This is a genomic window from Promicromonospora sp. NPDC050262 (genome assembly GCF_040655935.1).
Taxonomy (GTDB): Bacteria; Actinomycetota; Actinomycetes; order Actinomycetales; family Cellulomonadaceae; genus Promicromonospora.
In genome coordinates, this window is sequence record NZ_JBFAKX010000001.1 from 652,916 (window position 1) to 664,772 (window position 11,857).

At 72.2% G+C, this 11,857-nt stretch carries 12 protein-coding genes and 1 tRNA gene; 8 read left to right on the plus strand and 5 right to left on the minus strand.

Features of this window, described 5'->3' with window-relative positions:
* Nucleotides 1–129 precede the first annotated feature (129 nt).
* The 6 genes from AB0I29_RS02845 (at nt 130) to AB0I29_RS02870 (ending at nt 5,239) form a co-directional block, all read left to right on the plus strand.
* Nucleotides 130–1,116, plus strand: a complete 987-nt coding sequence (locus AB0I29_RS02845; protein WP_357477795.1) for an ACP S-malonyltransferase — start codon at nt 130–132, stop codon at nt 1,114–1,116.
* The gene (locus AB0I29_RS02850; protein WP_357477798.1) at nt 1,113–2,114 is read left to right on the plus strand and encodes a beta-ketoacyl-ACP synthase III; all 1,002 of its coding nucleotides are present in this window, start codon (nt 1,113–1,115) and stop codon (nt 2,112–2,114) included. Before AB0I29_RS02845 ends, AB0I29_RS02850 begins: the two co-directional genes overlap by 4 nt.
* 126 nt (nt 2,115–2,240) lie before the next feature.
* The gene (locus AB0I29_RS02855) at nt 2,241–2,489 is read left to right on the plus strand and encodes an acyl carrier protein (protein WP_020014121.1); all 249 of its coding nucleotides are present in this window, start codon (nt 2,241–2,243) and stop codon (nt 2,487–2,489) included.
* Between the two features lie 130 nt (nt 2,490–2,619).
* Nucleotides 2,620–3,864, plus strand: coding sequence for a beta-ketoacyl-ACP synthase II (fabF, locus tag AB0I29_RS02860; RefSeq protein ID WP_357477801.1), 1,245 nt, complete (start codon nt 2,620–2,622; stop codon nt 3,862–3,864).
* Between the two features lie 114 nt (nt 3,865–3,978).
* On the plus strand, nt 3,979–4,464 hold the full coding sequence (def, locus tag AB0I29_RS02865; protein WP_285103964.1) for a peptide deformylase: 486 nt from the start codon (nt 3,979–3,981) through the stop codon (nt 4,462–4,464).
* Between the two features lie 277 nt (nt 4,465–4,741).
* A complete protein-coding gene (locus AB0I29_RS02870; protein WP_285103962.1) occupies nt 4,742–5,239 on the plus strand; it encodes a DUF3145 domain-containing protein in 498 nt (165 codons plus the stop codon).
* Here AB0I29_RS02870 and AB0I29_RS02875 read toward each other — a convergent pair.
* The 5 genes from AB0I29_RS02875 to AB0I29_RS02895 form a co-directional block, all read right to left on the minus strand.
* On the minus strand, nt 5,191–6,150 hold the full coding sequence (locus AB0I29_RS02875; protein WP_357477806.1) for an HTTM domain-containing protein: 960 nt from the start codon (nt 6,148–6,150) through the stop codon (nt 5,191–5,193). The genes AB0I29_RS02870 and AB0I29_RS02875 overlap by 49 nt on opposite strands.
* The gene (locus AB0I29_RS02880) at nt 6,147–7,013 is read right to left on the minus strand and encodes a DUF5819 family protein (RefSeq protein WP_357477809.1); all 867 of its coding nucleotides are present in this window, start codon (nt 7,011–7,013) and stop codon (nt 6,147–6,149) included. The genes AB0I29_RS02875 and AB0I29_RS02880 overlap by 4 nt, the downstream gene beginning before the upstream one ends.
* Before the next feature lie 60 nt (nt 7,014–7,073).
* On the minus strand, nt 7,074–7,640 hold the full coding sequence (locus tag AB0I29_RS02885) for a potassium channel family protein (protein ID WP_357477812.1): 567 nt from the start codon (nt 7,638–7,640) through the stop codon (nt 7,074–7,076).
* A gap of 116 nt (nt 7,641–7,756) precedes the next feature.
* Nucleotides 7,757–8,944 carry an RtcB family protein gene (locus AB0I29_RS02890; RefSeq protein ID WP_357478125.1) on the minus strand — a complete coding sequence of 396 codons (1,188 nt, stop codon included), beginning with the start codon at nt 8,942–8,944 and terminating at the stop codon, nt 7,757–7,759.
* 162 nt (nt 8,945–9,106) lie between these two features.
* Complete coding sequence (locus AB0I29_RS02895) at nt 9,107–10,705, minus strand: MFS transporter (RefSeq protein WP_357477815.1); 1,599 nt, start codon at nt 10,703–10,705, stop codon at nt 9,107–9,109.
* A gap of 158 nt (nt 10,706–10,863) precedes the next feature.
* On the opposite strand from AB0I29_RS02895, the gene AB0I29_RS02900 reads away from it, so the two are divergent.
* Nucleotides 10,864–10,940 (plus strand) — tRNA-Ile (locus tag AB0I29_RS02900).
* Between the two features lie 88 nt (nt 10,941–11,028).
* Nucleotides 11,029–11,841 carry an HAD family hydrolase gene (locus AB0I29_RS02905; RefSeq protein WP_357477818.1) on the plus strand — a complete coding sequence of 271 codons (813 nt, stop codon included), beginning with the start codon at nt 11,029–11,031 and terminating at the stop codon, nt 11,839–11,841.
* Nucleotides 11,842–11,857: the final 16 nt, after the last annotated feature.

Consider the following 11,857-nt stretch of genomic DNA (forward strand, 5'->3'; position numbering starts at 1 on the left):
CCGGCGGGAGACCTGGGCCACTAACTGCTGGCCAGGGTGAATGCCTTGTAGGTTCCCGACAAGGGCCCCCGACCAGGTTGGTACAGGTCGCGACGTCCCGGGAGCGGCTCGGGTTGGCAGAGTGGACGCGTGCTCGCCGTCGTCTGCCCTGGACAGGGCTCTCAGACCCCCGGGATGCTCAGCGACTGGCTCGAGCTGCCCGGAACCGACCAACGCCTCGCCGCGGCCTCCGAGGCCGCCGGCCTGGACCTCGTGGCCCACGGCACGACGTCGGACGCGGACACGATCCGCGACACCGCCGTGGCCCAGCCGCTGATCGTGACCACCTCCCTGCTCGCCCTGCGGGCCCTGCTCGACGGCCGTGCCGCCGCGGACGTCGTGGACGTCACCGCCGGCCACTCGGTCGGCGAGCTGTCGGCCGCGGCGGTGGCGGGCGCCCTGTCCGACGACGGCGCGGCCGGCCTGGTCGCACGCCGCGCCCGCGCCATGGCCACGGCCGCGGCAGCGGCGCCGTCCGGCATGAGCGCCGTCGTGGGCGGCGACCCGGACGAGGTGCTCGCCGCGATCGAGGCCGCGGGCCTGTGGCCCGCCAACGTGAACGGCGCCGGCCAGACCGTCGCGGCCGGCGCGCTGGAGAACCTCGCCAAGCTCGCGGAGAACCCGTCGACCCGCGCCCGCGTGATCCCGCTGCAGGTGGCGGGCGCGTTCCACACGCCGTTCATGGACGCGGCGCGCGCGGAGTTCGAGCCCGTCGCCCTCGGCTGGGACGCGGCCGACCCGACGCTGCCCTTCCTCGCCGACCTGGACGGGACCGCCTACACCGGCGGCGCCCACGGTCACGGGACCGGCGCCGACGTGCTGCGCAACATCGCGGGCCAGGTCACGGCCCCGGTGCGCTGGGACCTGATCATGACGAACCTCGCCGAGCGCGGTGTCACGGGCCTGCTGGAGCTCGCCCCCGGCGGCGTCCTGACGGGCCTGGCCAAGCGCGGCCTGAAGGGTGTCGAGACGGTGGCCGTCAAGTCGCCCGCCGACCTCGACGCGGCCCGCGAGCTGATCGCGGCACACAGCAACGCCCTTTCCAGCGGCACGAGCGCGACCGGAGCAGCCCAGTGACCACCCTGCAGCAGGCCCAGCCCACGCAGTTCTCGAAGATCCTCGCGATCGGCGCGGAGCGTGGCGAGCTCGTCGTGACGAACGACGACATCGCGGGCCCCATCGACTCCTCGGACGAGTGGATCCGCCAGCGCACCGGCATCGTCACGCGCCGTCGCGCGGGCGCCGACAAGGACGTGCTCGACCTGGCCGAGGCGGCCTCGAAGAAGGCGCTGGAGGCCGCGGGCCTCGTCGGCGCCGACATCGACGCGATCATCCTCTCGACGATCACGCACATGCACATGACGCCGTCGGCGGCCGCGATCCTGGCCGACCGCATCGGCGCGACGCCCGCGGCCGCCTACGACGTGTCGGCGGCCTGCGCCGGCTACGCGTACGGCATCGGCCAGGCGGACGCCCTGGTCCGGGCCGGCCTGGCCCGGCACGTGCTGGTGATCGGCGCCGAGAAGCTCAGCGAGATCATCGACCCGACCGACCGCTCCATCTCCTTCCTGCTGGGCGACGGCGCGGGCGCCGCGATCGTCGGCCCGTCGGACTCGCCGGGCATCGGCCCGACGGTCTGGGGCTCGGACGGCTCCAAGGCCACCGCGATCCGGCAGACGCACTCCTGGACCGAGCTGCGCGAGAACCCCGAGCTGGGCTGGCCCACGCTGCGCCAGGACGGCCCCACGGTGTTCAAGTGGGCGAGCTTCCAGATGGCGCCCATCGCCGAGAAGGCGATGGCCGAGGCGGGCGTGACGGCCGAGGACATCAAGGTCTTCATCCCGCACCAGGCCAACATGCGGATCATCGACCAGATGAAGAAGCAGCTCGGCCTGCCCGACAGCGTGGTGATCGCGCGGGACATCGCCGAGACCGGCAACACGTCCGCGGCGTCGATCCCGCTGGCCGCCGAGCGGCTCCTGTCCGAGGGACAGGCCAAGTCCGGCGACCTCGCCCTCCAGATCGGGTTCGGCGCAGGCCTGGTCTACGCCGCACAGGTCGTGGTGCTGCCGTAGCCAGGGTGCGGCCGGGTCGCAGGACGGCCCGTTGTGCATTCCGGTCGCAGGATGCGCCAAGATCTGACCAGCAAGACTCCGGTGCCCGACGGCGCCGGTGACCGTTAACGAAAGATAGGAAGTCCCATGGCCAACACGGACCAGGAGATCCTCGAGGGCCTCGCCGAGATCGTCGCCGAGGAGACGGGCCTCGACACGGCCGACGTCCTGCTCGAGAAGTCCTTCACGGACGACCTCGACATCGACTCCCTGTCGATGATGACCATCGTCACGCACGCCGAGGACAAGTTCGGGGTTCGCATCCCGGACGAGGAGGTCAAGAACCTCGCGACCGTCGGCGACGCCGTGAGCTTCATCAAGGGCGCCCAGGACTGAGCCGCCCCCCGACGGCGGCCGCGCGGCCGGCTGAGATCCACCGGCCCGCGCCGCCGTCGGGCACCCGCTGCCCACAGGCAGCATCTTGAGCACCTGCCCCCTTCGTCCCACCATTCTCGGGAGCATCATCATGACCTCCGCACGCGAAGTCGTCGTCACTGGCCTCGGCGCCACCACCCCGCTCGGCGGTGACGTGGCCTCCACGTGGGAGGCCGCGCTCGCCGGCGTGTCCGGTGCGCGCACCCTGGAGAACGACTGGGCCGAGAAGTACGGGATCCCCGTGACCTTCGCCGCCACCATCAAGGTGGACCCGGCCGAGGTCCTGTCCCGCCCCGAGACCAAGCGCATGGACCCGTCCGCGCAGTACGCGATCGTCGCGACCCGCGAGGCCTGGGCCGACGCGGGCAGCCCCGAGGTCCCGGGCGAGCGGCTCGGCGCCGTGGTCTCCTCCGGCATCGGCGGCATCCAGACCATCCTGGACGGCTGGGACACGCTGCGTGAGCGCGGCGCCCGGCGCATGCTGCCCATGACCGTCCCCATGCTCATGCCGAACTCCCCGTCGGCCTACGTGTCGCTCGAGCTCGGCGCCCGCGCCGGCACGCACGCGCTCGTCTCGGCCTGCGCCTCCGGCGCGGAGGCCGTGGGCTACGCGGTGGAGATGATCCGGTCCGGCCGCGCCGACGTCGTCGTCGCCGGCGGTACCGAGGCGTCGATCCACCCGATGCCGCTCGGCGCGTTCGCGGCGTCCCGCACGCTCTCGCTGCGCAACGACGACCCGGAGCACGCCTCCCGCCCCTACGACATCGACCGCGACGGCTTCGTGCTCGGCGAGGGCGCGGCCGTGCTGGTGCTGGAGAGCGCGGAGCACGCCGCCGCCCGCGGCGCCCGCGTCTACGCCAAGATCGGCGGCGTGGGCCTCTCGTCCGACGCGTATCACATCACCTCCCCCGACCCCGAGGGCACGGGCCAGGTGACCGCCATGCGCTTCGCCATGGAGGACGCCGGGGTGACGACCTCCGACGTCGTGCACGTCAACGCGCACGCCACCTCCACCAAGGTGGGCGACCTCACCGAGACGGCCTCGATCCGCAAGCTCTTCGGGTCGGACGCCGACCACGTGCAGCTCTCGGCCACGAAGTCGATGACCGGACACCTGCTGGGTGGCGCCGGCGCCATCGAGTCCGTGTTCGCCGTCAAGGCGGTCGCCGAGCGGCTCGCCCCGCCCACGATCAACGTGGAGAACCCCGACCCCGAGCTGCAGGTGCCGCTCGTGCGCAACGAGCCGGCCAAGCTGCCGGGCGGCGACATCGCCGCGATCAACAACTCGTTCGGGTTCGGCGGGCACAACGTCGCCCTGGTGATCCAGAACGCCTGAGCCGACGCCGTCGGCCCCGTGTCGGACGCTCAGGTCACCGAGGTGACCTGAGCGTCCGACGTGTCCGGGCTGTGCCGACGGCGTCCCTCGGTCCTGACATGGGAGAATGTGCGCATGGCAATGCGTGAGATCCGACTGGTTCCCGACCCCGTGCTGCGCACCCCGTGCGACACCGTGACGACGATCGACGACCGCGTACGCGGGCTGATCGCCGACCTGGTCGAGACCGTGGACGACGAGGGGCGGGCCGGGCTGGCCGCCAACCAGATCGGCGTCTCCCTGCGCGCGTTCTCCTGGAACATCGAGGGCGAGATCGGCTACGTGATCAACCCGCGCATCGTCGAGCTGGGCGAGGAGCTGCAGGACGGCGGCGAGGGCTGCCTGTCCGTGCCCGGGCTCTGGTACCCCACCGTGCGCGCCAACTACGCGCGGGTGGAGGGCATCGACCTGGACGGCGAGCCGATCACGGTCGAGGGCACCGGGATCATGGCGCGCTGCCTCCAGCACGAGACCGATCACCTCGACGGCATGGTCTACCTGGACCGGCTCCAGAAGGAGACCCGCCGGGCCGCGATGCGGGAGCTTCGCGCGCGCCTCTGAGGGACTTCGGCTTCATTTCGTACAAAACACGCATGTGGGATGAATCATCAGGAGATTCGTCTGGGCTCTAGTGGCGGTACGTCCTTTTAGGCAAGAATGTGCCGCACGAACTCGTCGTACGAAGTGATTCTTTCGGCGACATGCGCGTCGTTTCGCCTCGCATGTCTCCGATGGATCGGGCAGGATGTGGTCCGAAGCACCGCTGTGCAGCCGACCACAGCGTCACCGCCCTGGTGAGGACGTAGGGGAAGACGTACCTCGACCCAGGGAGGAAGACATGGCCGGTGTCATCACGCGGGGTGTGCTTTTTGTGCATTCTGCACCTCGTGCCCTGTGCCCCCACATCGAGTGGGCCGCGGGGAACGTCCTAGGCGTGCGCGTTTCCATGGACTGGACCGCGCAGCCCGCTGGGCGCGGACTGTACCGCGCCGAGTACTCGTGGCAGGGACCGCAGGGCACGGGCGCCAAGCTGGCGTCCGCCCTGCGCGGGTGGTCCCACCTGCGGTACGAGGTCACCGAGGATCCGAGCAACGGCGCCGACGGCGCCCGTTGGTCCCACACCCCGGACCTCGGCATCTTCCACGCCATGACCGACGTGCACGGCAACGTCGTGGTGCCGGAGGACCGGGTCCGCGCCGCGCTGGAGCTCGCCGACCCGCGCGCCATGCGGGACGCCCTCGACCTCGCCCTGGGCGCCGCCTGGGACGACGAGCTCGAGCCGTTCCGCTACGCCGGCCTGGGCGCGCCGGTCCGCTGGCTCCACCAGGTGGGCTGACCTGATCGGCGGGCGACCGCGTCATCCGTGAGGAAGACGCAGTCGCCCGCCATCATGAAGAGGGAGAAGAACGGCAGGCCCATGACGACGGCGATGCCCGCGTGCATGAGGAGGGCGCCGGCCACGGCGGCCACGCGCAGGTGGCGTTGCAGCAGCAGGAGCGGGAACGTGAGCTGCAGCGCGAGCGTCCCCCACGTCACGGCGGCCACGAGCCAGCCGTTCCCGGCGATCAGGTCGGCCAGCTCGGGCCACGGCCGGAACTGCGGCAGCGACAGCGGGTAGTACACCGCGGAGCCGTCGCGCCACTGCTCCCCCTGGAGCTTGAACAGCCCCGACAGCACGTACACCAGGCAGATCTGCGCGCCCACGGCCAGCACGGCGGCGTTGTGCAGCAGGTTGCGTCCCTCGGTCCGGTTCGGCTCCCGGCCCGGTTCCAGGGCGGACGACCGCGCCACCGGGGCTGATCGTGCGCGGTCCGCCCGCCTCCCCCGCCGTCGGGCGTCCAAGGACCAGCGCGCCGACGTGTCGGCGAAGCAGAGGTAGACCAGCAGGATCCGCGAGATGTTGTCGCCCTGGTCGGCGATCAGGGGGTTGATCGCGGTGAGGCCCGACCAGCCGAGCAGCAGCAACGGCACCGTCCAGCGGGCGCGCCAGCCCACGGCCACCAGCGCCGCCACCAGGAGCAGCGCCGCACAGCCGGCTGTGAGCAGCGGACCGCTGATCAGGGCGTGCCCGCCGAGCGGCATCGTCCAGCGGGCGCCGGTGCCCCACAGGACCTGCCGCGCCGGGAGGTTCACCGCGACGTACCCGGCGACGCCCAGACCGAGCACGATGCGCATCAGCGCCACCCCGTACGTCGCGTGGGCGCGGACGGTCATCCAGCGCACGCCGGCGTCGACCAGGGCGGTCACGAGGCAGCCTCGCGGAGCGCGTCCCAGGCCGTGCGGAACGCCGCGTCGTCCTGTCCGGGCACGACGACGGGCGGGCGGGCGCCGAGCAGGAGCTCGCTCGGCGCGGGGCGCTCGCTGCTCCCCTGCGGCCCGACGGCCTGGCGCAGCACGCTCACCTGCACGTAGCCGAGGCCGGCGGCACTGTTCCCGGGTGCGCCTGGTCCCGGCTCGGGCTCGGCCAGGTCGCCGGAAGCGAGCAGCACCTGCGTCGCATACGCGGCCGCCGCCCGGTCCAGGCCGAGACAGGTGTCGACGGCGTCGGGGGCACCCCCGGCGTCGAGCAGCGCGGCGCGGAGGTCGGGCCAGGGTCCGCCGTCGCCGCCCGACCCGACGGGTTCCTGAACCGGCGAGACCAGCAACACCTCGCGCCCCCGCCCCGGCAGGGCGAGGTAGGCGGCGCGCAGGTCGGACGCCAGACGGCGGGACGGACGCTCGATCGCCGCCGGGAGCGCGTGCCCGGTCAGCGCGCGGACCTCGACGGCCGTGGCGTCGATCCAGGGTCCGGGCACGAGGTCGCCGTCGGGCCCGCCCGTGTACACGCCCCGCACGCGCAGGGAGTACTCGACGTGCAGGGGCGTGGGCGCGAAGACCGACCAGTTCTGCGCGAAGACCGGCGTCATGTAGGCCTCCAGGGCCTGGTGCACTCCGGTCGAGGGGACGGAGGCCACGTCGCCGGTGGACCCGCCGTCGGGCCGCCCGACGAGGTAGCCCGGCGCCGCCCACACGAACGTGGCCGCGAGGTGCGCGAGCAGCACCACCCAGACGGCGATCACGAGTCCACGGACCCGTGCCGAGACGGCCGGGGCCTCCGGAGTGCTGGTCACCGCGCACAGGGTGCCAGAGACACGGTGCCCGCTTCCAGTTCGCCCGGTTCCCCGTTCCGGTCAGACCCCGCTCGACCGGCCCCGCTGCACCGCGCCGAGGACCACCCGGATGCCCAGGCCGAGGATGACCAGGTCCAGGAGGATCTGCCCGGAGACGAGCAGCCGGACCGGGTCCGTCTGCGCCACGATGTCGCCGAATCCCACGGTCGCGAACGTGCTCATGGTGAAGTACAGGGCGTCGGTCCGGGTGAGGGTCTCGCTGAACGTCGTCGGCTCGCGGTCGCTGAGCGTGAAGTAGGTCGACGCGAACAGGAGCAGGAAGAACGGGACGAGCGTCGCGAGGGCCTGGACCGCCCGCATGCCCGGGAACCGGGACCGGACGATGGCGCGGATCTCCCAGTACGACATCGCGCCCAGCGCCGCGAGGCCGACGGCCAGCACCAGCGCCAGCGACGGGACCGAGAACCGGTCGAGCGGCAGCACGTAGTAGAGCGCCACCAGGAGCGCCGACGTCGCGAACGCCCGCAGCAGGCCGAGGGTGATCAGGGTCCGCCGGCGCCGGGCGGGTAGTGCCTCCAGGTCTCGGCCGCCGGTGCCACCGTCGTGCTGCGGTTCACGTTCGTCCACGTCGGCCACCTCCCGGACCTGGAATCCACTGTGGCCCCAGACGCAGAAGGCGGCCACCGCGACCCCGTGGCACCGGGTCGCGGTGGCCGCCGCGGCGGCTCGAACCGAGCCTGAGCTCAGCCCTTGACGCAGAGCACCGTCCGCAGCCGCGCCACGACCTCGACGAGGTCGGACTGGGCCGCGATCACGGCGTCGAGGTCCTTGTAGGCACCGGGGATCTCGTCGAGCACGCCCTGGTCCTTGCGGCACTCGACGCCCGCGGTCTGCGCCGCGAGGTCGTCCAGCGTGAACTCCTTCTTGGCCTTGGTCCGCGACATCCGCCGGCCCGCGCCGTGCGACGCCGACCAGTACGACTCCGGGTTGCCGAGGCCGCGCACCACGTAGGAGCCCGTGCCCATCGACCCGGGGATGAGGCCCAGGTCGCCCCGGCCCGCCCGGATCGCGCCCTTGCGGGTGACGATCAGCTCCGCGCCGTCGATCTGCTCGCGCGCCACGTAGTTGTGGTGCACGTTCACGCCCTCGTCGAAGGTGAGCTCCCGGCCGCCGTCGGGCAGCTCCACGAACTCCTCCCGGACCGCCTGGACCGCGAGCGCCATCATGACCGCCCGCGAGCGGGCGGCGTACTCCTGCGCCCACCAGAGGTCGTTGAGGTACGCGTCCATCTGGGGCGTGCCGGCGAGGAACACGGCGAGCTCGCGGTCCACGATGCCCTTGTTGTGCTCCAGGTCCTTGGCGATGCGGACGTGGTGCTCGGCGAGCTCCTTGCCGATGTTGCGGGAGCCGGAGTGGAGCTGGAGCCAGACCTGGTCGTCCTGGTCCAGGCACACCTCGACGAAGTGGTTGCCGCCGCCGAGCGAACCGAGCTGCTTGCGTGCGCGGGTCTCGAGCTGCTTGACCTTGGGGTGGAGGGTCTCGAACCGGTCCCAGAACATCTGCTCGCCGCGCAGCCGCTCCTGGCCCCCGGACCCCTTGACGGGCCGCAGCCGGCGCAGGTCCACCTGCTCGTCGTGCGAGTGGAACCCGACCGGGATGGCGGCCTCGATCCGCTTGCGGAGGCGGGAGAGGTCGTCGGGCAGGTCGCTCGCGGTGAGCGAGGTGCGGACGCCGATCATGCCGCAGCCGATGTCGACGCCGACGGCGTTGGGCGACACGGCGTCGCCCATGGCGATGACGGAGCCGACGGTCGCGCCCTTGCCGAGGTGGACGTCGGGCATCACGCGGACGCCCTCGACCCAGGGCAGGGCGGAGATGTTGCGGAGCTGGTTCAGCGCCGCGTGGTCGACGTCGTGCTCGTGCGCCCACATGAGGGTCCGGGCCCGGGCGCCCGAGAGGGCGACCGGGAAGTTCGAGGACATGGGAGTGCTCCAGTCGTGTTGGTGGTGTGGCTCGCAGAACCTACGGGCGGACGTCGGGCGCGCGCCAGGACATTTCGCGCTGACCGGGCCCGGGCCGGGGCCGCGGCGGGTTCAGCCGAGGTCGGTCCCGTCGAGTGAGGACGACGGCTTGTGGTCGGGCAGCCGCAGCATGCGGAAGGAGTTGCCGAGCCCGACGAGGCTCGCCAGCAGCGGGATGAGCAGGGCCACCTGGAGGGAGCGGTTGCGAGCCTCGTCGTTGATGGCGAGGACCTCGGCCTCGACGGCCGGGGGCTGTCCGGTGATCTGCTCGGCGAGCGCGGTGTTGCTCATGACCTCGGCGTCGGTCTCGAGCGCGGCGGCGATCTGCTGCTGCTCGGCCTCGGGGATGACTGGGTTGTCCGCGGTGAGCTGGTTGAAGCCGAGGGCGAGGGCGGCGAGCAGGATGCCGCCCGACATGGCGAGCCCGAAGGAGAGGCCGAAGGACCCGGCGGCCGAGTTGACGCCGGCGGCCTCGCTGACGCGTTCCTCCTCGATCGGGGCGAGGGTGTAGTTGTTGAGCTGCGAGACCAGCAGGCCCAGCCCGCAGCCCGTGATCGCGAGCGGGAGGACGAGGTACCAGCCGCTGTCCACGCGGGGCACGAACGGGATGATGACGGCGATCCCGAGAAAAGCCAGCAGGAACCCGGTGCGGATGATCGCGGCCGGACGCCGGTTGCCGCCCCGGCGCCCGGCCACGAGCGCCGCGGCGAACATCGTCAGCGACAACGGGGTCAGGGCGAGGCCCGCCTGGAGGGCGTTGTACTCGAGGGTCATCTGCAGGAACAGGGGCAGGGCGATCATGGCTCCGCCCAGGGTGATCTGCTGGAGCATCTGCCCGGTCACCCCGGTGGTGAAGGTGGGGTGGCGGAACAGGTCGGGGTCGAGCAGCGGCACCTTGCGCTCGCGCTCGCGGCGCACGAGCCAGCGGGCGAGCGCCACCAGCGCCACGAGCCCGACCAGGATGAGCACGCCGACGAGCTCGCCGCCCTCCTGCCAGACCAGGATGCCGAGCACCACGCCGCCCATGCCGATCACGGACAGGACCGCACCGACGACGTCGACCTGGCGGGAGCCCGTGTAGGGCACGTCGCGCACCAGCCGGATCTGGCTCAGGATGACGGCGATGATGACGGCCTCCAGGCCGAACCCGACCCGCCACGACAGGTAGGTGGTGACGAACCCGCCCAGCAGCGGGCCGACGGCGGCGGCGATGGCGGCCGCCGCGCCGACCATCGCGTACGCCTGCTTCTGGGCCCCGCCCTCGAAGTTGCCGTGGATCAGCGACTGCATCGCCGGCAGGAGCAGCGAGGCCCCGAGCCCGCCGATGATCGCCCAGAAGACGACGATCGCCGTGAGGCTCTGCGCGAGCGTCATGGCCAGCGCCCCGGTCGCGTAGGCCAGCAGCCCCAGCACGTACGCGCGCTTGCGCCCGATCAGGTCGCCGACCTTGCTGTTGATCAGGATGAACGCGGCCGAGACCAGCGCTTCGAGGGCGATGGCCGACTGCACTCCCCCGGCGGTCGTGTCCAGGTCCCGGATGACGGCGGAGATCGACACGTTCATCAGCGAGGTGTCGACCACGAGCACGAACATGGCCGCCGCCAGCAGCAGCATCAGCCGGCGGCTCCGTGCGGTCACGGCCTCGGTGCCTTCGCCCGGTTCGGTAACCATGTCGCCGTCCTTGGCTCACGGGGCGGGTCGGCAGCCCCCGGCCGTGCCACCCGTCGCTCGCTCTCGAGCGTACCGAGGCGGACGCCGTCCCGCCGAGTGGGTCCTCACCTGCGCCGACTGCCCGAAGCAGTAGGATCCTTGCGCGGCTTGTGCCGCGCGCCCCGTTAGCTCAGCTGGTCAGAGCAGGAGACTCATAATCTCTCGGTCACAGGTTCAAGTCCTGTACGGGGCACCAGAACTGGCAGGCGGTCGGGCCTGGCCAGTGGTCAGCTCGCCGTGTCGGCTCCACGTCCGGGCGCGACAGCGTCAATAATCTCCAGGACATGACGACCAGGCCCCCCACCCCGGCGCCGGACGCGAGCTTCGCCACCCGGCTGATGATCGCGTGCGACATCGACGGGACCCTCCTGCGCACGGGGCACCCGCCGACGTCAGTCGTCCGGGCCGCGATGCGCGAGGTCCTCGGGGCAGGCCATCACGTCGTCCTCGCCACCGGTCGCTCCGTGCTGGGCGCGGTCTCCGCCGCCCTGCAGCTCGGCCTCCGGGACGTGTGGATCGTCTCGAGCAACGGCGCGGTGACCGCGCACCTGCTCGGCGAGCACTACCAGGTGGTCGACGAGCACACCGTGGACGCCGTCCTGGTGATCGACGTCGCGCTCAAGGAGGCGCCGGCCGTGCGGATCGCCGCGGAGATCGTCGGCGCGGGCTGGCGCGTCAGCGCCCCGTTCCCCGACCACGAGCTCAACGGCCCCCAGCGCCAGGCGCCGATCGGCGAGTTCCTGGTCAACCCGACGCCCCGGATCGTCCTGCACGGTCCCGGCGCCTACACGATGGTGCCCGCGCTGATCGCACGGGGCCTGACCGCGATCGCCACCCGGCTCGACTGGGTCGACGTCACTCCGCCCGGGATCTCCAAGGCCTCCGCACTGGAGAAGGTGCGCATGGAGCTCGGCGTCGAGGCGAGCCGGACGGTCGCGATCGGCGACGGCGAGAACGACATCGAGATGTTCCGGTGGGCCGCGTACGACGTAGCCATGGGGCACGCCCCACCGTTCGTCCTCGCGGCCGCGTCGTACAGCACGGGGTCGATCGACGACGACGGCGCCGCGACCGTCCTGCGGTCGCTGCTGGGCTGAGCCCGAAAGCCCCGAG

What these genes read in the sequence shown, in the direction of transcription:
- AB0I29_RS02855 (WP_020014121.1), top strand. Translation starts at nt 2,241, where the DNA reads ATGGCCAACACGGACCAGGAGATCCTCGAGGGCCTCGCCGAGATCGTC.
- fabF (WP_357477801.1), top strand. Translation starts at nt 2,620, where the DNA reads ATGACCTCCGCACGCGAAGTCGTCGTCACTGGCCTCGGCGCCACCACC.
- def (WP_285103964.1), top strand. Translation starts at nt 3,979, where the DNA reads ATGGCAATGCGTGAGATCCGACTGGTTCCCGACCCCGTGCTGCGCACC.
- AB0I29_RS02870 (WP_285103962.1), top strand. Translation starts at nt 4,742, where the DNA reads ATGGCCGGTGTCATCACGCGGGGTGTGCTTTTTGTGCATTCTGCACCT.
- AB0I29_RS02890 (WP_357478125.1), bottom strand. Translation starts at nt 8,944, where the DNA reads ATGTGGGCGCACGAGCACGACGTCGACCACGCGGCGCTGAACCAGCTC.
- AB0I29_RS02895 (WP_357477815.1), bottom strand. Translation starts at nt 10,705, where the DNA reads ATGGTTACCGAACCGGGCGAAGGCACCGAGGCCGTGACCGCACGGAGC.
- AB0I29_RS02905 (WP_357477818.1), top strand. Translation starts at nt 11,029, where the DNA reads ATGACGACCAGGCCCCCCACCCCGGCGCCGGACGCGAGCTTCGCCACC.